The organism is Asanoa ferruginea (assembly GCF_003387075.1).
GTDB lineage: Bacteria > Actinomycetota > Actinomycetes > Mycobacteriales > Micromonosporaceae > Asanoa > Asanoa ferruginea.
In genome coordinates this window covers 3,239,582-3,262,731 of record NZ_QUMQ01000001.1, presented here as the reverse complement: position 1 = coordinate 3,262,731, position 23,150 = coordinate 3,239,582, and the positions used below count along the sequence as shown (strand labels likewise).

General features: G+C 72.4%; 19 protein-coding genes and 1 pseudogene. 6 read left to right on the top strand and 14 right to left on the bottom strand.

What is annotated here, in order from left to right:
- Window positions 1–32 precede the first annotated feature (32 nt).
- The 4 genes and pseudogenes from DFJ67_RS15460 to DFJ67_RS15445 form a co-directional block, all read right to left on the bottom strand.
- Window positions 33–3,351: pseudogene (locus DFJ67_RS15460) on the bottom strand (ATP-dependent helicase).
- Window positions 3,348–7,184, bottom strand: a complete 3,837-nt coding sequence (locus tag DFJ67_RS15455) for an ATP-dependent helicase (protein WP_116068529.1) — start codon at window positions 7,182–7,184, stop codon at window positions 3,348–3,350. Before DFJ67_RS15455 ends, DFJ67_RS15460 begins: the two are co-directional and overlap by 4 nt.
- 65 nt (window positions 7,185–7,249) lie before the next feature.
- Window positions 7,250–7,786 (bottom strand): LOG family protein, encoded by a 537-nt coding sequence (locus DFJ67_RS15450; RefSeq protein ID WP_116068528.1) that lies wholly within the window; start codon window positions 7,784–7,786, stop codon window positions 7,250–7,252.
- Between the two features lie 3 nt (window positions 7,787–7,789).
- Window positions 7,790–8,605, bottom strand: a complete 816-nt coding sequence (locus DFJ67_RS15445) for an LOG family protein (RefSeq protein WP_116076238.1) — start codon at window positions 8,603–8,605, stop codon at window positions 7,790–7,792.
- 233 nt (window positions 8,606–8,838) lie between these two features.
- Between DFJ67_RS15445 and DFJ67_RS42705 the strand changes: the two genes are divergently transcribed.
- Window positions 8,839–9,009, top strand: coding sequence for a hypothetical protein (locus DFJ67_RS42705; protein WP_170215858.1), 171 nt, complete (start codon window positions 8,839–8,841; stop codon window positions 9,007–9,009).
- Here the strand turns inward: DFJ67_RS42705 and dapE are convergent.
- Window positions 9,006–10,079, bottom strand: coding sequence for a succinyl-diaminopimelate desuccinylase (gene dapE / locus DFJ67_RS15440; protein ID WP_116068527.1), 1,074 nt, complete (start codon window positions 10,077–10,079; stop codon window positions 9,006–9,008). The genes DFJ67_RS42705 and dapE overlap by 4 nt on opposite strands.
- A gap of 24 nt (window positions 10,080–10,103) precedes the next feature.
- Between dapE and dapD the strand changes: the two genes are divergently transcribed.
- Window positions 10,104–11,054 carry a 2,3,4,5-tetrahydropyridine-2,6-dicarboxylate N-succinyltransferase gene (gene dapD, locus DFJ67_RS15435; RefSeq protein ID WP_116068526.1) on the top strand — a complete coding sequence of 317 codons (951 nt, stop codon included), beginning with the start codon at window positions 10,104–10,106 and terminating at the stop codon, window positions 11,052–11,054.
- Here dapD and DFJ67_RS15430 read toward each other — a convergent pair.
- Entirely contained in the window at window positions 11,051–11,680 is a 630-nt protein-coding gene (locus tag DFJ67_RS15430) for a nucleoside/nucleotide kinase family protein (protein WP_116068525.1), read from the bottom strand. The two genes, dapD and DFJ67_RS15430, sit on opposite strands and share 4 nt — an antisense overlap.
- An 84-nt stretch (window positions 11,681–11,764) precedes the next feature.
- On the opposite strand from DFJ67_RS15430, the gene DFJ67_RS15425 reads away from it, so the two are divergent.
- Complete coding sequence (locus DFJ67_RS15425; protein WP_116068524.1) at window positions 11,765–12,085, top strand: nitroreductase/quinone reductase family protein; 321 nt, start codon at window positions 11,765–11,767, stop codon at window positions 12,083–12,085.
- Window positions 12,082–12,711 (top strand): DNA-3-methyladenine glycosylase family protein, encoded by a 630-nt coding sequence (locus tag DFJ67_RS15420; RefSeq protein WP_116068523.1) that lies wholly within the window; start codon window positions 12,082–12,084, stop codon window positions 12,709–12,711. Before DFJ67_RS15425 ends, DFJ67_RS15420 begins: the two co-directional genes overlap by 4 nt.
- Here the strand turns inward: DFJ67_RS15420 and DFJ67_RS15415 are convergent.
- The 4 genes from DFJ67_RS15415 to fdxA form a co-directional block, all read right to left on the bottom strand.
- A complete protein-coding gene (locus DFJ67_RS15415; protein WP_116068522.1) occupies window positions 12,708–13,370 on the bottom strand; it encodes an SIMPL domain-containing protein in 663 nt (220 codons plus the stop codon). The genes DFJ67_RS15420 and DFJ67_RS15415 overlap by 4 nt on opposite strands.
- Before the next feature lie 86 nt (window positions 13,371–13,456).
- Window positions 13,457–13,615, bottom strand: a complete 159-nt coding sequence (locus tag DFJ67_RS42700; RefSeq protein ID WP_170215856.1) for a hypothetical protein — start codon at window positions 13,613–13,615, stop codon at window positions 13,457–13,459.
- A gap of 1,132 nt (window positions 13,616–14,747) precedes the next feature.
- The gene (gene dapC, locus DFJ67_RS15410; RefSeq protein WP_275407676.1) at window positions 14,748–15,956 is read right to left on the bottom strand and encodes a succinyldiaminopimelate transaminase; all 1,209 of its coding nucleotides are present in this window, start codon (window positions 15,954–15,956) and stop codon (window positions 14,748–14,750) included.
- On the bottom strand, window positions 15,851–16,177 hold the full coding sequence (gene fdxA, locus DFJ67_RS15405; protein ID WP_116068521.1) for a ferredoxin: 327 nt from the start codon (window positions 16,175–16,177) through the stop codon (window positions 15,851–15,853). Before fdxA ends, dapC begins: the two co-directional genes overlap by 106 nt.
- Before the next feature lie 82 nt (window positions 16,178–16,259).
- On the opposite strand from fdxA, the gene DFJ67_RS15400 reads away from it, so the two are divergent.
- Window positions 16,260–17,234: a GNAT family N-acetyltransferase gene (locus DFJ67_RS15400; RefSeq protein WP_116068520.1), complete on the top strand. Its 975-nt coding sequence runs from the start codon at window positions 16,260–16,262 to the stop codon at window positions 17,232–17,234.
- Here the strand turns inward: DFJ67_RS15400 and DFJ67_RS15395 are convergent.
- The 4 genes from DFJ67_RS15395 to mshB form a co-directional block, all read right to left on the bottom strand.
- The gene (locus DFJ67_RS15395) at window positions 17,203–17,667 is read right to left on the bottom strand and encodes a hypothetical protein (RefSeq protein WP_116068519.1); all 465 of its coding nucleotides are present in this window, start codon (window positions 17,665–17,667) and stop codon (window positions 17,203–17,205) included. The genes DFJ67_RS15400 and DFJ67_RS15395 overlap by 32 nt on opposite strands.
- Window positions 17,668–17,714: 47 nt before the next feature.
- Window positions 17,715–19,589, bottom strand: a complete 1,875-nt coding sequence (locus tag DFJ67_RS15390) for a VanW family protein (RefSeq protein WP_116068518.1) — start codon at window positions 19,587–19,589, stop codon at window positions 17,715–17,717.
- A gap of 114 nt (window positions 19,590–19,703) precedes the next feature.
- Complete coding sequence (locus tag DFJ67_RS15385) at window positions 19,704–20,165, bottom strand: hypothetical protein (protein ID WP_147315511.1); 462 nt, start codon at window positions 20,163–20,165, stop codon at window positions 19,704–19,706.
- Between the two features lie 5 nt (window positions 20,166–20,170).
- A complete protein-coding gene (gene mshB / locus DFJ67_RS15380) occupies window positions 20,171–21,064 on the bottom strand; it encodes an N-acetyl-1-D-myo-inositol-2-amino-2-deoxy-alpha-D-glucopyranoside deacetylase (protein ID WP_239097363.1) in 894 nt (297 codons plus the stop codon).
- Between the two features lie 77 nt (window positions 21,065–21,141).
- On the opposite strand from mshB, the gene DFJ67_RS15375 reads away from it, so the two are divergent.
- Window positions 21,142–23,148 carry a S9 family peptidase gene (locus tag DFJ67_RS15375; RefSeq protein ID WP_116068515.1) on the top strand — a complete coding sequence of 669 codons (2,007 nt, stop codon included), beginning with the start codon at window positions 21,142–21,144 and terminating at the stop codon, window positions 23,146–23,148.
- Window positions 23,149–23,150 lie beyond the last annotated feature (2 nt).

Genomic DNA, 23,150 nt, shown 5'->3' with positions numbered 1-23,150 from the left:
GGGCCTGAGCCGTCCCGGCGGCTCGCGCCGGGCTAGGCCGTCGCCGTTGGTAGGGCGGTGACCAGTGCCGCCAGGCCGGCGGCGTCGAGCAGGTCGACCGGGCGCACGGTTTCCGCGGAGCGCACGTAGTGGAACGCCGCCCGGACCCGGTCGACCGGGACCCCGGCCAGGTTGGCCCAGGCCAGCCGGTAGGCGGCGAGCTGGATCGCGGCGGCCCGCTCGTCGGCGCCGGTCGGGCGGCGGCCGGTTTTCCAGTCGACCACGTCGAAGCGGCCGCCGGGGTCGGCGAACACCGCGTCCATCCGGCCGCGCAGCACGACGCCGCCGACCACCGTCGCGAACGGGACCTCGACCTCGACCGGTGCGCGGTCGGCCCAGTCGCTGGCCAGGAACAGCTCCTGCAACTCCGCCAGCGCGTCGTCGGGTGCGGCGTCTTCGTCGGCGGCGCCGGGCAACTCGTCGACGTCGAGCAGCCGCACCGCGCCGAAGCGCTGCTCGAGCCAGGCGTGGAAGGCCGTGCCCCGGCGGGCGTATGGATCGGGATGCGACGGCATCGGCCGGCGCAACGAGCGGGCCAGCGCCTGTGGGTCGCGTTGCAACAGCACGAGCTGCGAGACGGTCAGGTGGTCGGGAAGGGTGACCTCGAGCGGGCCGGGCCCGCGGACCAGCTTGTCGCGCTCGGCGATCAGCATGTCGACCTCGCGCCGCCACCGCTCGGCGTCGTCGGCGGCCTCCGGGTCGAGCAGCGCGTCGGCCTCGGGCTCGGTCATCAGGCGGCGAACCAGCACCGCCGCCTCGGTCATCCCCGGGCGGCGCGGGCCGAGCGGGTCGCCCGGCCATTCGGCGCGCGGCGTCTCCTCGACGGTCGGATTCGACTCGCCGGCCGGCTCGGGCGCCCAGGCGTCGACCACCCCGCCGCCGGCCACGCAGGCGTCGTGCACCTCGGTGAGGAACCGCGACGGCCCGCGCGGGGCGCTTGACCCCCTCGCCCCACCAGTAGCCGGAGCAGAGCAGCAGCCGCCGCGGCCGGGTCACCGCGACGTAGGCCAGCCGGCGTTCCTCGTTTTCGTCGTGGGCCCGCCACGCCTCGCCGAACTCGGTCAGCGCGGTCATCACCTCGCGCTGGTCACCGGTGTCGTCGATCGCGAACCGCGGCAGCCCACCGGCGTCGCCGCGCAGCGGGAACGGCAGCACGCCGAGGCCGCCCAGGTAGTTGTCGGAAGCGCGGGCGAGCCCGGGCCAGACGCCGCGGGACAGCCCGGCGACGGAGACCACGTCCCACTCCAGGCCCTTGGCCGCGTGGGCGGTGAGCACCTGGACGGCGCCCTCGACGACCTCGACCTCGCCCGGCTCCAGGCCGCGCTCCTCGTCTTCGGCCGCGGTCAGGTAGGCCAGGAAGCCCGGCAGCGCGCCGCCGTCGCTGTCGCGAGCGAACCGGGCCGCCACGTCGCCGAGCGCGTCGAGGTGGCCGCGGGCCAGGCCGGCGTCGCCGCCCCGGCCGCCGGTGCCGGCCCGCACCGCTACTTCGACGTCGAGCCCGATGGTGCGTTCGACGTCGGCGATCAGGTCGGGCAACGGCTGGTCGATGCGGTAGCGCAGGAGGGCGAGCTCATTCCCGTAGGCCTTCATGCGGGCATAGCCCTCGGCGGAGTAGAACTGCGCGGGCCCGAGGTCGGCCAGCGCCTCGACCAGGGTCGCTTCGTCGAGCGCGTCGGGCACCAGGTCGGGCTCGTCGCCCTCCGGGTGGACCAGGTCGCGCCGGGCGGCCGCGATCGAGCGGGACCGCCGGTGCAGCGCCACCAGGTCGCGCGGGCCGATCCGCCAGCGCGCACCGGTGAGCAGCCGCAGCAGCGACGCGCCGTCGGTCGGGTCGGCGAGCACCCGCAGCGTGCAGACCACGTCGCGCACCTCGGGGGTGTCGAGCAGCCCGCCCAGGCCGACCACCTCGACCGGCAGCCCGCGGGAGCGCAGCGCGTTTTCGATCGCCGGAATCTGGCTGCGCACCCGGACCAGCACGGCGGTGGTCGGCCGCCGCTCCAACGGGATGTGCTCCGGCAGCGCGTCGGGCATCCGGGCGGCACCCCGCCACGCGGCGACCAGGCTGTCGGCGATCCAGCCGGCCTCGTCGCCGACGGCCGGCAGGAGCGCACAGTGGACGGTGGCGCGGCCGCGGATCGGCTCGTCGACGCTGAACGCCGGCGCCAACTCGGCCACCTGCGCACCGGCCGCCCGCAACGGCGCGGAGAGCTGGTTGGCGACGCTGAGGATCTCGGGCCGGTTGCGCCAGCTCGTGGTCAGCGTCAACGACCGGGCCGGGCGGCCGTCGGGCCGCGCGAACTCGTTGGGAAACCGTTCGAGCGTGCCGGCGCTGGCACCGCGCCAGCCGTAGATCGACTGGCACGGGTCGCCGACCGCGGTCACCGGGTGGCCGTCGCCGAACAGCGAGCGGAGCAGCACGACCTGGGCGTGGCTGGTGTCCTGGAACTCGTCGAGCAGCACGATCGGGTAGCGGGCCCGCTCGACCGCACCGACATCGGGATGGTCGCGGGCCACCCGGGCGGCGCGGGCCATCTGGTCGCCGAAGTCCATCGCCTCAAAGTCGATCTTGCGCTTGTCGTAGGCGCGGACCATCGGCAGCAGCGCGAGCCGGGCCTGCTGCACGGCGAGCGCCTTCTTCACGTCGGCGTAGACCCGACCCGGCCGACCCTGCACCTCGGCGAAGAACCGCCCGGTCCAGCCGGCCAGCTCGTCGGGGGTGACCAGGTGCTCGGCCAGCTCGCCGGAGAGCGCCAGCACCGCGTCGGTGACCGTGCTGGCCGCCCGCTCCACGTCGGACATGTCGCCGTCGTAGTTGCGCACGATCAGATCGACGATCTGCCAGCGGGACGCCTCGGTGAGCAGCCGGGTCGCCGGCTCGTATCCGGAGCGCAGGCCGTGCTCGGTGACGACGCGGGCGGCGTAGGAGTGATAGGTCGAGATCGTCGCCTCGCCGGACAGGTCACCGGCGCGACCGAGGCGGCGGACCAGTTGGCCCAGCCGCATCCGCACCCGGTGGGCCAGCTCGCCGGCGGCCTTGCGGGTGAACGTGAGGCCGAGGATCTGGTCGGGCGTGGCGTAGCCGTTGGCGACCAACCAGACCACCCGCGCGGCCATCGTCTCGGTCTTGCCGGAGCCGGCTCCCGCGACCACCAGCAGCGGCTCGACCGGCGCGGCGATGATCGCCGACTGCTCGGGCGTCGGCGCGTAGCGCATGCCGAGCAGCCGGGCCAGCTCGACCGGCGTGTAGCGAGGCCCGGCCGAGGCCGCCTTACGCGGCGCCGGCGCGGTCGTGAACAGCGACGGCTGAGTCATGACTGCGGCTCCACGACCTGGCGTCCCTTGCCCGAGATCGGGCAGCTCGTGCGGACCGGGCAGACCCGGCACCGGCTGTTGGCGATGGCATGGAACGTCGACGCCGCCATCGTCTCGGCGGTGCGCCGCACCAGTGCCTGCGCCCAGCCGGGGTCTTCACCCTCGGTCAGCGAAGGCTGGACCTGCTCCTTGGCAGCCTTGGCGCTGGTGCCGAGCTGGACCAGCGCGGCCCCGCCCGGCTCGTCGCCGTGCTGGTCGAAGGCGCCGGCCTGAACCGCCGCCTGGTAGGCCGCGAGCTGTGGATGCTCGGCCAGGTCATCGGCGGTCGAGGTGGTGCGCCCGGTCTTGAGGTCGACCACGACCAGCCGCCCCTCGGCGTCGACCTCGAGCCGGTCGACCCGGCCGCGCAGCTCGACCGGCCGGGTCGGATCGTCGAGCCGGACGGCGAACTCCTGCTCGATCGCGAGCAGGCGGCGCGGGTTGGCGGCCAGCCAGTGCAGCAGCTTGTCGACCATCGCCTCGGCCCGCTCGCGCTCGGGCCCGGCCAGCCAACGGGCGGCGAGGTCGATCGCGTCGAACCGGGCGGCGACATACTCGATCAGCCGCTCCCGGTCGGCGGCCGCGTCTTCGGCGAGCATCGCGGCCGCGTGCACCAGGTTGCCGATGCCCTGGGCGGCACTGGCCGGCGCCGCGCCGCCATGCCGTTCGAGCAGCCAGCGCAGGCTGCACCGCAGCGCACTCTCCATGGTGGAGGGGGTGACCCGCACTGTCTCGCCCTCGTCGGTGAGCGGCCGGTCGTCGGAGAGCGGCCGCAGCCCCCACCAGTCGTCGGGATGCGCGCCCGGCACGCCGGCGGCGGCCAGGCGAGCCAACTCCCCCGCCGCGGCGCGCCGCCGGGTGGGTGTGGCGGCAGGATCAGTCGCAGCTGTGCGCAGCTCCGCCACCAACGCCGACAGCGTCATCGCCCGGGGCGGCCGGGCCAGCGGCAACTCGTCGACATAGTCCTCGCGCTGCCGCACCACAACGGGCGCCGCCACGCTCTCCCCCGGCGGCGTCTCCTCAGCCCAATCCTCAGGCCAGATCACCCGCCCATCGTCATCGACCGGCAGATCATCCGGATCGGGCGGCAGATCCTCCGGCTCAGCCGGCAGATCACTGTCGTCGACGACCAGGTCGCCACCGCTCGCTGAGTAGTCAGCGTCGCCCGGCGTGGCACCACCGCGGCGCGGACCGCCGCCGCCATGCGGCTGCGCCGGCGGGCCGTCTGGGTCCGGCGGGCCCGGTGGGCCATCCAGCCGCAGATCGCTGTCGCCGTTGGCCGTGGTGCCGGTGCGGCGCGAACCCTCGCCACCGCGCGCCTGGCCGTCTGCCGGCAGATCGCCGCTGGGCGTGTCCTTGTGGTGTGGCGCCCGCCCCTGCGGGCCGTCCACACGCGGGTCGCCGCCGCCGTTGGGCGCGGCGCCGTTGCGGCGCAGACCGTCGCGACCGCGCGGCTGGGCCGTCGGGCCGTCCAACCGCGGATCGCCATCCGGGTCCGGCGGCACGTCGTCGTCAGGATCGGGTGGCAGGCCGTCGCCGTCGGTGCCGGCCCCGCCAGTCGGCCCGAGCAGCTCGTGCAGGAACCGGCTCGGCTGCTCCTCGTGATCAGCGCCACCCACGGCTGACGAGTTGACCGCCGACACCAGCAGCCGCTGCCGGGCCCGGGTGACCGCCACATAGAACAGCCGCCGCTCCTCGTCGAGCAGCGCCGACGCCTGGCCGACCAGCGACGCGGCCACGCCCGTGCCGTCGGCGCGCCCGGAGACCACGTCGACCAGCCGCTCCGAGCCGAGCAGCGTGCCGCGCAACCGCAGGTCGGGCCAGACACCCTCCTGCACCCCGGCCACGGCCACCAGGTCCCACTCGAGGCCCTTGGCCGCGTGGGCGGTGAGCAGCCGCACCGCGTCGCCGCGGTCGGCGCTCGGAGCGATCGTGTCGGCCGGGAGTTGCTGGCCCAGCACGTGGTCGAGAAAGACCTCGGTGCGGGCGCCGGGCAGCCGGTCGACGAAGCGGGCCGCCGCGTCGAACAGCACCACCACCGCGTCGAGGTCGCGGTCGGCCGCCGCCGCCCGCCAGCGTGGGCCGTTGTCGGGCTCACCGGTGGCGCGGCCGGCGCGGGCGATCGCGCCGTACCAGCGGTCGCCCAGCCCCGTCGCCCGCCACAGCGCCCAGAGCACGTCTTCCGCATTCGCGCCCGGCGAAGCCGCAGCGGAACGAGCCGCCGCGAGCAGGCGGGCCACCGACTTGGCCGGCGCCGCCCAGCGCCGCTCGACAGCGGCCAGCTCGGACGGGTCGCGCAGCGCCTCCACCAGCAGCTCGCCGGACGGGCGCCGGTCGCCGGCGGCCAGCGCCAACGTGCGCAGGCCCTGCCGGAGGCGCCGCTCGGCCAGCGGGTCGGCACCGCCCAGTGGCGAGTGCAGCAGCGCGACCGCGGCCTCTTCGTCTAGCCAGGCCGGCTCGAGCGCGCAACGCAGCAGGAGCAGCAGCGGCGCGACGGCGGGCTGCTGGTGCAGCGGCAGGTCTTCGGCGTGCACAACCGTCGGCACGCCCGACGAGTGCAGCGCCCGTTGCAGCGACGGCAGCTGCAGGGTGGTCGAGCGCATCAGCACCGCCATCCGTGACCAGGGCACGCCGTCGATCAGGTGGGCCTCGCGCAACGCGTGGGCCAGGAACGCGGCCTCGCTGGTGCGCGACCGGAAGGTGCGCACCTCGACCTTCCCCGCCTCCCCGGCGGGGATGGCGCGGCGGTGGCCGACCGGGCCGCGCAGCCGGCGGGCCACCCGGCCGGTCGCCTCGAAGAGCGGCCCGCTCGTGCGGTAGTCGGTGCGCAGCGTGACGGTGCGGGCGACGGCGCCCGAGGCGGTGCGGAAGCGGTGCGGGAACGTGGTCACCCCGCTGGGATCGGCGCCGCGGAACGCGAACGTCGACGAGTCGGGGTCGGCGAACGCGACCAGCGGGGTGCCGCCGCCGGCGACGCGGTGCAGCAGGTCGAGCTGGGCCGGGTCGGTGTCGGCGAGCTCGTCGACGTAGACGGTGTCGAGCCGGCCGCGCTCGGTGGCCAGCAGCTCGGGGTCGTCGTCGAGCAGCCCGGTCGCGGCCCGCACCAGCTCGGCCGCGTCGTAGGCGACCGAGCCGCGGGTGGTCGCGTCGCGCAGGGCCAGCACCGCCACGTATTCGCGCAGGAAGCGGGCCGCCGCCGGCCAGTCGTCACGACCCAGCCGCTCGCCGAGCCGGGCCAGCTCGACCGGGCCGATGCCCCGCTCGGCGGCCCGCATCAGCAGGTCGCGGAGCTGCTCGGCGAACGCCCGGGTGCGCAGCGCCGGCTGGAGGTGCTCGGGCCAGCCGATGGGGTTTTCGTCGGGCCCGACCACGTCGAGCAGCTCGCGGATGACCAGATCCTGCTCGGGACCGGTGAGCAGGCGCGGCGACGGCTCGCCGCGCAGCGCGGCGGCCCGGCGCAGGATGCCGAACGCGTAGGCGGCGAACGTGCGGACCAGCGGCTCGTGGACGACCCGCCCGTCGCCGGCGGCGATCTGCGACTCGATCCGGTTGCGCAACGCGCCGGCGGCGCGCCGGCTGAACGTGAGCACCAGCACGCGTTCGGGATCCACACCAGACGCCACCCGGGCGGCGACGGCCGCGACGAGGGTGTCGGTCTTGCCGGTGCCCGGCCCGCCGAGCACGAGCAGCGGCCCGTCGCTGTGCGCGACCACGTTGGCCTGCAAAGAGTCGAGCCGGTCAGCCCGCGGCTCGTCCGGCGCGGGCGCCCGGCGAACCAGCCGGTACGCCTGCATGCCGCCAATCGAACCACGCGGGTCCGACAAGCCCCACCGGCACCACCTGCCCCGAACGGGCGAAGCTACCGGGGCAGCGCCAGGAGAGCGGCGTCCACGGAGTCGACGACCGTCAGCGCGTCGAAGGCCTCGCGGCGGACGAAGCCGCCCGGTGCCAGGGTCGCCAGCCAGGCCAGCAGGCCCGCGTAGAAGCCGTCGACGTCGAGCACCACCACCGGCTTGGAGTGCGCGCGCAGCGTCGCCGTGGTCCAGACCTCGAACAGCTCGTCGAGGGTGCCGATGCCGCCGGGCAGGGTGAGGAACGCGTCGGACTTTTCGATCATGAGGTTCTTCCGGCTGCCCATGCCGTCGGTGACCACGAGCTCGTCGGAGGCGGTGTCAGCGATCTCCCGATCGACCAGCGACTGCGGGATCACGCCGATGGTGTGGCCGCCCGCGGCCCGGGCACCCGCCGCGACCGCGCCCATCATGCCGGCCCGGCCGCCGCCGGAGACCAGGACGTGCCCGGCCCGGGCCAGCGCGTCGCCCACCGACGTGGCCAGGTCGAGGAAGCGCTGGTCGAGGGTCTGCGACGACGCGCAGAACACGCAGATGGCGGCCATGGCTCAGTCGTCGCCGCCGGAGGTCGCGGCGTCGAGCAGCGCCTCCTGCTCGGCGGCGAGCGCCGCGTCGGCGTCGACGATGTAATGCACCGCCGCGTCGACATCGTCGGTGACGAGGACCAGGTCGAGGTCGGCCTCACCGATCTTGCCGTCGGCGAGCAGCGTGGTGCGCATCCAGTCGAGCAGCCCACGCCAGTAGGCCTCGCCCATCAGCACCACCGGGAACCGGGTCACCTTGCCGGTCTGCACCAGGGTCAGCGCCTCGAAGAGCTCGTCCATCGTGCCGAAGCCGCCGGGCAGCACGACGAACGCCTGCGCGTACTTCACGAACATGGTCTTGCGGGCGAAGAAGTAGCGGAAGTCGATGCCCATGTCGACCCAGTCGTTGATGCCCTGCTCGAACGGCAGCTCGATGCCGAGCCCGACGGAGAGGCCGCCGGCCTCGGTGGCGCCGCGGTTGGCCGCCTCCATCACGCCGGGGCCACCGCCGGTGATCACGGCGTAGCCGGCCCGCGCGAGTGCGGCGCCGACCTGCTCGGCCAGGACACACTCGGGGCTCTGCGGCCTGCTGCGGGCCGAGCCGAACACGCTGACCGCCGGGGGCAGGTCGGCGAGCGTGTCGAAGCCTTCGACGAACTCCGACAGGATGCGCAGCGCGCGCCAGGCGTCCTTGGTCTTCCAGTCCGCCCGGGTACGCGAGTCCAGCAGCCGCTGGTCGGCAGTAGCGAAGGGGATCGCGTCACGGCGCAGCGTGACGGCGCCGCGGTGGCGCTCCGGCCCGCCTCGTCGATGGCGCTCGCGGCCGTTTCCGTGGGTCATGGTCACCACGGTAGCCAAGCCGGGCGCGGGCACCAGGTTGCGGCCCGCCCGCGAACGGGTTCGGAAGTCGCGAGATCGGATTCGGCCATCCGGCCAGAGTTGCCCGGTAACAAGAAATTCACACGGATGTACCCGCAACCGAATTCGCTTGCTGGGCGTCTTATCTTTCGAATACCGGGTATGCAGGGCCGCCCGGCACCGCCGCCGGGCACCTTGGGGGGAGGCAAGCCACCATGACCCGCTTCGACCAGATCCGCCAGCGCCGCGAAATGCACCGCCGCATCCGGGCGGTGGTGGCCGAACGCCGGCTCGACCGCATCGCGCCGATCACCGACGAAGACGACGAGCCGACCATCGAGCTACACCCGATCGACGACACGGTGAGCTGCGGCGACCGCAACTAACCGACAGCCAGCCAGCGGTGCAGGGTGAGCGCGCCCTGCCGGATCAGTGGGATCTCCACGTGCTCGTCGACCGCGTGCGCCACGTTGGGGTCGCCCGGGCCGAAGTTGAGCGCCGGGATGCCCATCGCCGCGAAGCGCGACACGTCGGTCCAGCCCAGCTTGCCGATCGGGTCGGTGCCGACCGCCGCGAGAAACTCCTGAGCCGGCGCCGCACCGAGGCCCGGCAGCGCACCGGGGGCCGCGTCGACGAGCGTCACCTCGTACCCCTGGAAAAGCTCTCGAAGGTGTGCCTCGGCCTCTTCCACGGACCGGTCGGGCGCGAACCGGTAGTTGATCTCGATCTCGCACCGGTCCGGGATCACATTGCCGGCGACGCCGCCGTTGATCCGCACCGCGTTGAGCCCCTCGCGATAGTCACAGTTATCGATGGTCACCTGCCGGGCCGCGTAGTCGGACAGCCGGTCGAGCACCCCCGCCGCCGCGTGGATCGCGTTGACGCCGCGCCACGACCGCGCCGAGTGGGCCCGCTTGCCGGTGGTGCCGACGAGCACCCGCATCGTGCCCTGGCAACCCGCCTCGACCACCCCATGGGTCGGCTCGAGCAGCACCGCGAAGTCGGCCGCGAGCCACTCCGGGTGGCTCTTGGAAACCAGATTCAATCCGTTGTACGCGGAGTCGATCTCCTCGGCCTCGTAGAAGAAGTAGGTCACGTCGTAGCGCGGCTCCGGCAGCTCGACCGCGAGCTGGAGCGCGAGCGCCACCCCGGACTTCATGTCGGAGGTGCCGCAGCCCGACATGATGTCGCCGTCGATCCGGGCCGGCAGGTTGTCGGCGATCGGCACCGTGTCGAGGTGACCCGCCAGCACCACCCGCTGTGACCGGCCGAGGTCGGTGCGGGCCATCACGGTGTTGCCCAACCGCTCGACCCGCAGGTGCGGAGCCGCCCGCAACACCTGCTCGACACAGTCCGTGATGTCTTTCTCGTGCAGCGACACGGACTCGATGTCGACGAGCACCCGGGTCAGCTCGACCGGGTCCGACAACACGGCGGGGGTAAGCGGGTTGGTCATGACTCGCACGCTACCGTCATAAGCGTGACGAGCGAGCAGCCTGCCTGGGGAATCGGCCTGTCGACCAGCACCGCCGAGGGTCAGGTGCTCGACGCCTGGTTCCCGGCCGGCAACCTCGGGCTCGGCGCCCGCCCCGCCGGCGACCCGGCGACCCTGCTCGGCCCCGCGGCCGGCGCGGTCGGCGAGCGCGCCCTGCCGGGCCTGCGCAGCGAGATCGTGGTCGTCGAGCTCGGCTCGCTGGCCGACCCGATCAAGGACGCCGCCGACGCCTACCTGCGGCTGCACCTGCTCTCCCACCGCATCGTCCGGCCCAACGAGCTCAACCTCGACGGGATCTTCGGCATGCTGGCCAACGTCGCCTGGACCTCGGCCGGGCCGTGCCCGCCGGACCGGGTCGACGAGCTGCGGGTCCGCGAGCGCGTGGCCGGGCGACAGCTCACGGTGTACGGCGTCGACAAGTTCCCCCGGATGATCGACTACGTGGTGCCCGCCGGTGTCCGGATCGCCGACGCCGACCGGGTCCGGCTCGGCGCCCACCTCGCCGCCGGCACGACCGTGATGCACGAGGGCTTCGTCAACTTCAACGCCGGCACGCTGGGCACCTCGATGGTCGAGGGCCGGATCGTCGCGGGTGTCGTGGTCGGCGACGGCTCCGACATCGGCGGCGGCGCCTCGATCCTGGGCACCCTCTCCGGCGGCGGCAAGGACAAGCTCCGGATCGGCGAGCGCTGCCTGCTGGGCGCCAACGCCGGCATCGGCATCTCGCTCGGCGACGACTGCGTGGTCGAGGCGGGCTGCTACGTGACCGCGGCCTCGAAGATCACCCTGCCCGACGGCCGGGTGGTCAAGGCGCGCGAGCTGGCCGGCCTCGACAACCTGCTGTTCTGGCGCAACTCGGTGACCGGTGCCCTGGAGGCCCGCCCGCGCACGGGCAAGGGCATCGAGCTCAACGCGGCTCTGCACGCCAACGATTAGTCCTGGATCACCCGGACGATCAGGTCGGCGCGGTTGCGGGTGGTCGCGATCAGCTCGGCGTTGACCTGGTCGCTGCCGTAGGAGCGGGCCTTCGCTTCCGCCTGGCTGCGCCCGTACGCCATATGCCTTGCCACCAGGCGGCGCAGCCGCAATTCTTCGTCGAGGTCGAGATACCAGACCTCGTCGAGCACCAGCCGCACCCCCGACCACGGCTCCTCGGGCACGAGCAGATAGTTGCCCTCGGTGACGACGAGCCGCACCTCCGGCGGCACCGCGATCGACCCGGCGACCGGCTCCTCGATCTCCCGGTGGAAGGCCGGCGCGTAGATCGTCTCCGGCCCGCCGGCGGCCAGCCGCCCGAGCATCGACACATAGCCAGGGCCGTCGAACGTGTCGATGGCGCCCTTGCGCTCGTGTCGACCGAGCCGGTCCAGCTCGGCCTGCGCCAGGTGATAGCCGTCCATCGGCACCAGCGCCGCCGTCGGCCCGACCGCCTCGACGAGCCGCGCGGCCAAGGTCGACTTGCCCGCACCAGGGGCACCGACGATGCCCAGCAGCCGCCGCGGGCCAAGATCAGCCAACGCCGCCGCACGGGCCACAAGCACATCGAAGGGGTACGCCGTCACGCGAGGAACTATCGCACGGCCTGCACCCGGAACCCGGGCGCAGGCCGCCCGGCCCGCCTACCGTGGTCCGTAGGGGGTGCGGCGATGGCACGCGAAGCGACAGAGATCGAAATCACCACCATTGGCCGGCGTACGGGCGAGAGCCACTCGAACCCGGTGTGGTTCATCCGGGAAGGCAAGTCGACCTATCTGTTGCCGGTCGGCGGCGCGGGCAGCCAGTGGTACCGGAACCTGCGGAAGAACCCGACGATCAAGCTCGGGTCCAACTCGGCGAAGGCCAAACTGATCACCGACCGGAGCAAGGTCGACCAGGTGATGAACGAGTTCAGCAGCAAATACGGCGCATCCGACGTGCAGCGGTACTACCCGGGCGTCGATGTCGCGGTGGAGGTGCGGGACTCTTGACGGTCGGCCTCGCGGAGGCGACCAGTCGGGTGGCGGCGATCGACCCGGCCCTGGCCAAGGTGGTGCAGCAGGCCGGGCCGATCCACCACCGCGAGCGCGACCCCGACGGCCCGTTCGCGGCCCTGGCCCGGGCGATCACGTTCCAGCAACTCTCCGGCCGCTCGGCGATCGCGATCCACACCCGCCTGCGAGCTCTGGTCGACGGCCCGTTCACGCCCTCGGCCCTGATGGCGCTAACGGATGATCAACTGCTCGGGGCCGGGCTGTCGCACGCCAAGGTGGCGGCGCTGCGCGACCTGTCGGAGAAGGTCATCGACGGCACCGTGGTCCTTCAGGCCGGCGCTCGAATGCCCGACGACGAGATCATCGACCGCCTCGTCTCGGTACGCGGCATCGGCCCCTGGACGGCCGAGATGTTCCTGATCTTCGAACTACACCGGCTCGACGTGTGGCCGGTCGACGACCTCGGCGTACGCCAGGGATTCGCGCAGATCTGGCCCCGGTCGCAGCTCCTGACGCCGAAGCAACTGGAGCCGGAGGGCGAGCGGTTCCGCCCGTATCGCACGGTGCTGACCCGCTATTGCTGGGCCGCGGCGACGATGGGCACCGACGTCGACCTGCGCTAGTTGTTGTTTTGCAACGCGGTCGGCTCGCTGATGGTGAACCGGGCCTCGATCGTGGCAAACACTGACTGCACCTGCGGGTCGAGGTCGATGGCCGGCACGCCGCTGGCCGCGCTGTCGCGCTCGATTCCGGCCCGGGCGAACATCGGCTGCATCCCCGGCGCCCGCATCCCGGCGTCGGCGACCTCGACGAGGGCGGTGATCCGGGCCCCGAGCGCCGTCGCGTAGTCGCGCGCCACCGCGATCGCGTCATCGATGGCCGCGCGCCGCACCTCCCGCCGGGCGGGGCTGTCGGGCCGCAACTCCCACCAGGGCCCGACGATCTCGGTCTGCTCCTGATTGGCAAGCCGCAACATCAGCTCACCGAGCACCTCGAAGTCGGCCACGGTGACGGTGGTGGTCACGGTGCCGTGGTAGGCACTGACCTTCTCGCCGGCGCGCTTGCGCTCCGGGAAGACCCGAAGGTTGCCGGCCTCCCTGCGCTCGATGGCCGCGCCGTAGCCGTCGATCAGCGCCCGCGTGTGATCGGCCCGCTCAGCCAGCCTGCGCAGGGTCGCCTGCCGATCCTTGTCGCGAGCCACGACGGTAACGGCAAACCGCGCGATCTCCGGCGGCACTTCACGCACCGCTTCACCCCGTACCGCAACAACCGGATCAGCCATCCACCCACGATAGGCCCCGCCAGGGCTGGGCCATCCGCCACACCGTCCGGCATGGACCCCGCTCCAATCCGGCACCGCAGCCATGATCAACCGATGACCCGCTGGCCCGACCCATCCCGCGGGCAAACCGGGCCGGGCGCTGTTTCCCGGCGCGACCCGGCACCGAGCAGCGGGCCGGTGGTGGCGACCGCATCCGCGCCGCTGGCGGCGAAGTCGACCGGGCTTCCCTTCACAGGGCGGCGCACCAACCAACCACCTCGGCACCTATCGGCCGGCCAACCGGGACACCTCGGCACCTCGTGGCAGGCCAAGCGGAGCCAACCCGGCACCTGGCGGCAGGCCAACCGGGCCACCCCGGCACTTGGCCATGGCCAACCCGGGCCACCCCGGCACTCGGCCATGGCCAACCCGGGCCACCCCGGCACCTGGCCGCGGCCACCGCGGGGCCCGGCACCTGGCCGCGGCCACCGAGCCCCGGCACCTGGCCGCGGCCAACTGGGCCCTGCACGCAGCCAACCGGGCCTCGGCGCCGAACAGCGGGTCAACCCGACACCCGGCGGCGGCAACCGGCCGACCGCCGACCGCGAGGTGGCTCCCGCCGGCTGCCGAATTGCGGCACCGTCCGGCGGAGGTTGCAGCCGACCGATCTGGGGCAGCAGACGTGGGAAGTTGATCTACGTTTCCCCACATCCCCCGCCCCAGATCGCTCCGAGTCGGCCCGGCATCAAGACCCATCGCCTGCAATGCCGATCCGGGACGGCAAATCTGTAAAGTTGATCTACCGTTCGACAGGTCTGCCGCCCCGGACAGCCCCGGGACAGCGACGCCAGCGCAATCTGTCGGGTCGCCGGCATCGCCTCCGAAGCCGGTCGCGGTATTGCGCCGGCCGCAGGGAGCCGACCGCCGCTATACAACGCCTTCGGCGTCCGACCGCGGCCGCGCTCTGCCCACTCGAGCTGACCGACTCGCTGTTGACGGCGCTCCGCGCTTCGGCGCTAGGAATGGCGCCTAGTAGCCCAGCTGGGGTGGCAAATCTGTCGAGTTGATCAACATTTCGACAGATCTGCCACCCCAGATCGCGGACAACGCCGGCCGGCGTGCCGGTCGCTGCTGGCCATTGATCACGAAAGCCGCACCCGCACCCCCCGGGCGGATCTCCTCGTCGGGCGCAGCCCACAAACCAGGATCTCCGGATGGGGACAAGGTGGAGCGCCCTACTGGACGAACGACCTTGTCCCCATCCGGAGATCCTGGTGCCCTAAGCGAAGCCCGACGAGGAGATCCGCCCCCACGGGCTGGCATCTCTTTAGAGCGGCCGGGGTCCGGGGCAGCGCCCCGGTGGGGGCAAGGGGCAAAGCCCCGAAAAAGCCCCAAAACCTATGCGCCAGCCAAACGCTCAGCAGCGGCAGCGATGCGTTCGTCGGTAGCGGTCAGGGCGACCCGCACATGCTGCTCCCCGGTAGGCCCATAGAACGAACCAGGAGCGACAAGGATCCCGAGCCCAGCCAGATACTCCACCGTGGACCAGCAGTCCTCATCACGAAACGCCCACAGGTAGAGGCCTGCCTCCGAGTGCGAGACCGCAAACCCGGCCTTCTCCAGCGCATCCCGCAACACCCCACGACGAGCGGCATAACGCGTGCGCTGCTCAGTGGCCGAAGCCTCGTCGTCCAAGGCCGCCACCATCGCGGCCTGGATCGGCTCCGGCACGATCATCCCCGCGTGCTTACGCACCGCGAGCAGCTCGCCCACCAGAGCGGGGTCACCGGCCACGAACCCGGCCCGATATCCGGCCAGGTTGGAGCGCTTCGACAGCGAATGGACCGCGAGCAGGCCGTCGAGCGACCCGCCGTTGACCGACGGCGACAGGATCGACGTCGGCTCGACCTCCCAGCCCAGCGTCAGGTAGCACTCGTCGCTGGCCACCACCGCGCCGCGTTCGCGGGCCCAGTCGACCACCTTGCGTAGGTGGGCCGGGGGCAGCACGCGGCCCGTCGGGTTGGCGGGCGAGTTGACCCAGATGAGCTTGACGTCGGTGGCCGGGCCCAGGGACAGCAGCGAGTCGGCCCGCATCACGCGGGCCCCCGCCAGCCGCGCGCCGACCTCGTAGGTCGGGTAGCAGACCGGCGGGATCACCACGACATCACTCGAACCCAGGCCGAGCAGCGCAGGCAGGCCCGCGACCAGCTCCTTCGAGCCGATCGTGGGCAGCACGCCGATCTCCGCGAACGTCGCACCGCACGCGCGCGCGACCCAGCGACGGATCGCCGAACGCAGCTCGACCGTGCCCGCCGTCAGCGGGTAGCCGGGCGTGTCAGCCGCGCCCCGCAGCGCTGATTGGACCGCCGCGGGCACCGGGTCGACGGGCGTGCCGACCGACAGGTCGACGATGCCGTCGGGGTGCCCCGCGGCGACCGCTTTCGCGGGCTCCAGCAGGTCCCACGGGAAGTCCGGCAGGGTGGCCGAGACGCGCACGCCGGTCAGTGTTCGCCTTCGCGCGGGGCGTGTGCGAGCACGACGGCGTGGTCCTTGTCGATCTTGCCGACCTTGGACGCACCGCCGGGGGAGCCGAGATCTTCGAAGTATTCGTAGTTGGCAGTGGTGTAGTCCTTCCACTGCTCCGGCACGTCGTCTTCGTAGAAGATCGCCTCCACCGGACAGACCGGCTCACAGGCCCCGCAGTCGACGCACTCATCGGGGTGGATGTAGAGCATCCGGTTGCCCTCGTAGATGCAGTCCACGGGGCACTCTTCGATGCACGCCTTGTCGAGCACATCGACGCAGGGCTCCGCGATGATGTAGGTCACGGGTTCTCTCTCCTCCGCAAGCCACGCCGCGATCACCCGCGACGTTCAAGAGCCTAGTATCTCGCGTGGAGGGGGGTCGATCGTGCTCCGACGGCAGGATGTGGGACACCGCGTGGTGATCCGGCGGATTGTCGGTGTTCGCAACGGTCGGCCGCTTTATTCAGACGCGCTGGGTGAGCTCGTGTCGGTAGACGAGACGAATCTCACCGTAGCCACCAAAAACGGCACGATCGTCGTACCCCTGTCGGAGGTTCATCGGGCCAAGCGGGTGCCGCCGCAGCGGCGCCCGACGGCCGCCGACGTGGTTGCCCTGGAGCTCGCCGCCGACGCCGCCTGGCCGGCGCCCACCCGCGCCAAGCTGGGCGATTGGCTGTTGCGCAGCGCCGACGGGTGGACCGGGCGGGCCAATTCGGCGCTCCCGATCGGCGACCCGGACCGGCCCCTGGAAGCGGCGATCGACGCGATCGAGGCCTGGTATGCCGAGCGTGGGCAGCCGGCCCTTGTCAACACGCCGCTGCCGCTCGCGGCGCCGGTCGGTGCCGCCCTCGACGAACGTGGCTGGACCGCGCGGCCGCTCACGCTGCTGCAAACCGCTCCCCTGGTGCCGCTCATCACCGGCGACGAGCCGGGCGTGTCGCTGGCCAAAGCGCCCGGTGACGATTGGTTGGAAATCGCCCAGGCGCGGAAGAAGACCCTCCCGGCCGCCGCTCGCCACGTGCTCGCCGGGCCACCCGAGGTCAGATTCGCCAGCGTGTACGCCGGTGACGCGCTGATCGCGATCGGTCGGGGCGCGGTGGTCGGCGACGACCGCCGGTGGCTGCACCTCGGGCTGATCGAGGTCGTGCCGGAGCACCGCCGACGCGGCCTGGCCCGCAAGGTCACCGCGGCCCTCGCCGGCTGGGCCGCCGAACTCGGTGCCAGTGACGCGTTCCTACAGGTCGAAGAGCGCAACGCGGCCGCGGTCGCGCTCTACGGGACGATGGGCTTCACCACCCACCACAGCTATCTGACCCGGGAGCAGCCGGTCAGCGGCGCACGACCCGACGCGGCTTGCTGAGCTTGGCCTTGGCGAACGCGGCGAGCTGGCGCGACCGGTAGTCCTTGCCGAGCACCACGGCCAGCAGGTAGCCGAGCAGGACGCCGCCGGCGCTGAACCCGGCGTAGAGCCAGATCTGCGCGAAGAACTCGCCCGCGCCGCCGCCGACCGGGTTGGCGCCGAAGACCGCCGGCCCGAGCACCACCGTGACGAGACCGGCGATCACGACGGCGCCCAGCATGTCGGCCAGCCAGACGCCGAGCACGCGGTCGCGCCCCCAGCGGAAGGCGACGACCGCGAGCACCAGCGCGACGACCCCGAAGAACACCAGCGAGATGCGGTCCTGCATTCCGGTGTCGTCGCCGTAGATCCAGTTGGCGATCGCACGGGCGACCAGGTTGATCGCGAACAGGGCACCAGCCAGTGCCCCGATTCGCAGCCAGCGGTTTCTCATCCACGCCTCCAACGCCGAGCTTCCACCCGCGTCAGCCGACGCTCAGGTCAGCGGCCCCATCCAGAGGTCGCCGGCGGCACGGCCGGTGGCGTCTCCGGGTCGACCGGCTGGTCGGTCGCCGGCTGCTGACCGTCGGCCTGGTCGGTCGCCGTCGTCGTCACGGGGTCGGGCTTGGCGCAGGTGTAGTGCGGTTCCGCATCGTAACTCCAGCTGAACTTCTCGCGCTGCACCTCTTTGCCGTCCTTGCGGATAACGCGGTAGGCGTCCTGCTTGAAGCCGTCGCTTCCGGCGGTCGCGATGCACTCCGGGCCGGCCGGCAGGGTCTTGTCCGCCGGCTTGGTGACGTTGGTCTTCGGTCCCCACTCGGTCTTGACGCTGTCGTAGACCTTCGTGCTCCACATCGAGACCGTGATCGAGTCATTGGTGTACGACGTGTCGATCAACATCCCGTACGGCGTGTTGTTCTGGAACTTGAGGTCCAGGGTCGGCCAGAAGATGGTCGACTCGATCACCGACGGGTAGTTCGGGATGTAGAACGAGTGCGGCTTGTGCTCGACGTCCTTCAGGCCGGCGTAGTAGCTGGCGTTGAACATCGTGGTGGTGAACTGCGAGATGCCGCCGCCCACGGCCGGGACGAGCTTGTTGTTCTCGATCACCGGAGCGTCGACGTAGCCCTGCTCGTAGCCGCGCCAGCCGGTGTAGCCGTTGAGCGAGAACGTCGCGCCGGGCTTGACGACCGCGCCGTCGACCTTGTTGGCCACGGTCACGATGTTGTGCACGCGAGGCAGGGTCAGGCCGCCGGGGAACTTGGTGGTAAAGGACGAGACCTTCTCCTTGACGCCGAGCTTTGCCAGGTTGGGGTCGGTGACCTGGGCCGGCGCCGGGTTGAGCACGGCGTTGACGGTGCGCGGCGTGGCGTGGGGCAGCACGCCGAGCACGTCGGTGGCCAGCTTGTTGCCGTCGACGTAGGCGCCGCCTGCGGTGCTGACCAGCACCTGCTGGCTGGCGCCGGTGCCCTTGACCGCGGAGGGCGGCGACGACTCGATCTTGGAAATCGCCGGACCCATCGCGGTACGCAGCGCGGCAGCGTCGACGGTCGGGGTGACAGTGCCGTCGGCGGTACCGGTGATCTTCAGGCTCTTGGCGATCATGTCGGGCGTGATGGTGACGTCGCCCTTGGCCGAGTGCACCGTCACCGGAGCCGACACGGCCGGCTTGACCAGCGAGTCCATCAACTGGTCGACCTGGGCGCGGCCCTTGGCGTTGTCGATCTCGATCAGCGGCACCGACACGCTCGGTGCGCCGGGCTGGCCGGGGCTCGGCACGGTGCCACCGGTCGCGACACCGGCCGCGGAGACGGCGTCGAGCCAGCCGGTCTTCACCGCGTCGCCGGTCTTCTGGATGTCGACGCCCTTACCCGGCGAAGGGTAGGTGACCTTGGGGGTGACGCCGTCGAAGGTCACCGAGCCGGGGGTGGCGGCGTCAGCGGTGATCTTGTCGACCGTGGGGCGGAGGGCCGCGTCGAGCTTGCTCGTGTCGAGGGTGACCGCCGGCGCGACGGCGTGGCCACCGTTGGCGTGTGCCGCGGTCACGGTCGCGTCCACGTCGACACCGAGGCCGACCTGGTCGGGAACGACCTGTGCGTCGGCCGCCTTGGCGGAGTCACCGGTGATGTGCACGGTGATCGGCTTGTCCAGCTCGGGCTTGCCGTCGAGCCCGGCGTGCAGGCGCGCCGTGGCGTCCGAGCGGTCCAGGCCGCTGATGTCGATGCCGAGCACCGAGGTGCCCCGGGCGAAGTCACCCTTGCCACCGTTGGTCGTGAACCCGGCCAAGGCGCCGATGGCGATCAGCAGCAGGGCGAGGATCGCGCCGCCGACGGAGTATCGACGACGCTTCTTCGTGCTCCAGAGGGCGGTCCGCATTAATCACCTTAAGTCGGGTTTGTGTGACCGCACCGAGTGTAACGGCTTGGTCTCGGAACCCGAAAAGGCTTCGTGGCGACCCTCACGTTCCGAGGTGGCGCCGCGACCGATCGTCTAGTAGAGCGTTTTCGCAGGTGGAGTAGACACCAGGCGGATGCCGACGATGGTCCAGGAAAGCGAGCCGAGGCCGATCATGGCCCAGCCGACCCAGTTATTCGAGGTGATCAGATAGTCACCCTCTGTAGTTCTGCCGGCCGCGAGCAGCACGATCAACAGCCAGACCACGGCGGCGATGATCACCGGCCAGCGGCGCCGGGTCGCGCGGTGGGCGAACCGGCCGATGAAGAGGTTGGCGACCAGCGCCAGCACCGCCGAGACGCCGATCAGGTAGCCGCCGACCCGCACGCTGATCAGCAGCAGTTCGAGCAGCCCCGAGAGCGCCGACATCAGCACCGCCAGCAGCACGCCGGCAGTGGTCAGCAGGCCGGCCACGACGCCCCGGTCGCGGCTGGGCCGCGGCTCCGGCGCCTGCGGCTCGGGCGGCTCCGACGGGCGGTGCTCGGCTGGAGTGGACACGCTGCTCACCGGGAGCCGGCCTCCGCCGGCGCCGGGTCGGCCGTGGTGATGCCGGCGAACAGGTCGCTCTCCCACCCGTTGGGCCCGTCGCCCGGGCCCCGCTTGCCGGCCGCGAGCGTGAAGTATTCGACGCCCATGAACTCGTTGCCGAAGTCGCCGGCCAGGGCGTAGAGCCAGGACGACTCGGGGATCTGGGTGGCGTGCGCCTTGAGCGCGACGACCTTGGCCTCGTGCAGGTCGGTCGCGTCGATCCGAGCGGCGATCTCGGCGTCGGGCGTGCCGAACGGGAAGTCGTCGACGCTCTCGACGCCCTCGAACGGGTTGCCGACGGTGTCGGCGAACGCGTGCAGCCCGGCCTCGAGCACGCTCTTGGGCATCGCGCTCCAGTAGATCTTCTCGGGCCCGACGCCCTCGGCGCTGGCCAACTCGGCCGCGCGCATCGCGACCCGGTGCGCCTGGATGTGGTCGGGATGCCCGTAGAAGCCGTTGGCGTCGTAGGTGACCATGACCTGCGGCCGGGTCTCCCGCATCACCTCGACCAGCGGGGCCGCGGCCTCGTCGACGTCGGCGCCCCAGAACGCGCGGGGGTGCTGGTTGGTCGGCAGGCCCATCATCCCGGAGTCGCGGTAACGGCCCGCGCCACCGAGGAACCGCACGTCGGAGACACCGAGCGCGGCGCAAGCGGCGCGCAGCTCGGCGATCCGGTAGCCGCCGAGCTGGTCGCCCTCCGCGGCGGCCAGCAACGCGAGCTCGGGCACGTAGATCTCGCCCTCTTCGCCCAGCGTGCAGGTCACCAGGGTGACCTGGGCGCCCTGCGCCGCGTAGTGCGCCATCGTCGCGCCGGTGCTGATCGACTCGTCGTCCGGATGTGCGTGCACCAGCAGTAGTCGTCGAGCCACCGGGCCACTGTACGCGTGTCTTCGGCGGCCTCCCGGAACGACTCTCACCAGCCTCTTGTACCCCATACGATCCGGATGTGGAGTTTCCCGAGCTGGCCGCACGGACCGACGGGTTCACCCGCGGCGCGCCCCACCAGGTCACCGTGGCCGCCGACGGCTCACGGGTGCTGTTCCTGCGGTCCGCCGGCCCGGAAGATCCCACGGATGCGCTGTGGACCCTCGACCTGCCCCGTGGCGCGGCCCAGGAAGCGGTCGAACGGCAGGTCGCCGACGGCCCGATCGAGGCGTACGCCATGGATCCGCTCGCCCGGGTCGTGGCCCTGGTCCACGACGGCCGGCTGCGCCGCGTCGACCTGGCGTCGGGTGCGGTCACCGAGATCTCCGCGGCCGGGCCGGTCCGCGACGCGAGACCGGACCCGACCGGCACCCGGATCGCCTACCTGAGCCCGACCGGCGAGCTGCGGGTGATCGAACCCGACGGCGCCGACGTGCTGCTCGCCGGCGAGGGCCCGCACGTGAGCTGGGGAATCGCCGAGCCGGTGGCCGAACACGACTTCGAGCGCCACCGCGGCTACTGGTGGGCGCCCGACGGGCAGTCGCTGCTGGCGACCCGAGTCGACGACGCGCGGGTGACCCGGTTCGAGGTCGGCGAGCCGCCGGTCACCCTGGCCCGGCCCTTGGCGGGGGGCGTCAACGCCGAGGTCAGCCTGCACCTGCTCGACCTCGACGGCGGCTGGGTCGACGTGCACTGGGACCGGGAGACCTATCCCTACCTGGTCGCGGTCGACTGGGTCGAGGGCGGCCCGTTGATCACCGTGCTGCGCCGGATGCAGCAGCACGGCCTGGTGCTGGCTGTCGACCCGCGCACCGGCGAGACCCAGGTGCACGCCGAACTCGCCGACCCGCGTTGGGTCGAGCCGGTCGCCGGCACGCCCTGCCACCTGCCCGACGGCCGGGTGCTGGTCGGTGGCGAGTTGGCGCACGACGGCTACGACGCGCGCTGCCTGTTCGCCGACGGCACCCTGCTCACCCCACCGTCGCTCTACCTGCGCCGGGTGGTCGGCCGGATGCCCGGCCCGGGTGGCTCACCCGACCTGCTGGTCGAGGCCAGCGACGGCGAACCGAGCGAACAACATCTTTTCCGGGTACGCACGGCGATCGGCGGCGGTGGTGTCGAGTCGCGCCGGCTGACCACCGCACCCGGCTGGCACACCGGCGCGGTCGGCGGCGACGTGCTGGTCATCGGCGCCCGCTCGCTCGAACACACCGGCACCCGCTGGACGGTCTGGAAGGGCGACGAGCAGGTCGCGAAGCTGAGCCTGCTCGCGGCCGAGCCGCCGGTGGCACCGCGCCCGGCGCTCGAACGGGTCACCGACCGGCGGCTGCCGGCCGCGGTGATCTACCCGGCCGGGCACGTCGACGGGCGCCGGCTGCCGGTGCTGCTCGACATCGACGGCGGCCCCGGCCACCAGGAGGTGCGGGCCGAACGCGGCGCCTGGATCGAGCGGCAGTGGTGGGCCGACAGCGGCATCGCGGTGGTCACGGTCGACAACCGGGGTACCCCCGGCGTCGCGCCGTCGTTCGAGAAGGTCGTGCACCGCCGGCTGGCCGACGTGATGCTCAGCGACCAGGTCGACGCCCTCGCCGCGCTCAGCGGCAAGCACCCCGACCTCGACCTGTCCCGGGTCGCGATCCGGGGCCGGCGGTTCGGCGGCTGGCTCGCCGCGCTCGCTGTGCTGCGCCGGCCGGAGGTGTTCCGCAGCGCGATCGTCGAGGAGCCGATCGTCGACTGGGCGCTGTGCGGCACCGCCTACGCCGAGCGCTACCTCGGGCAGCCGATCGACGGCCCCGACATCTACAGCCACCATTCGCTGCTGGAGTTGGCGGCCGAGGCGGTGCCGATCCGCTCGACGGTGCGCCCGATGCTGATCGTGGTGGACCCGGCCGACGCCGAGGTCTCGGACCAGGTGGCCCGCCTGTCGACGGCCCTGACTCAGACCAATCGCCCGCACGAGTTGCTGCGGGAGGCCGACCCGGCTCGCCGCCTCCCAGCCGAACGCGACTTCCTGCGTCGTAGCGTCTAGGA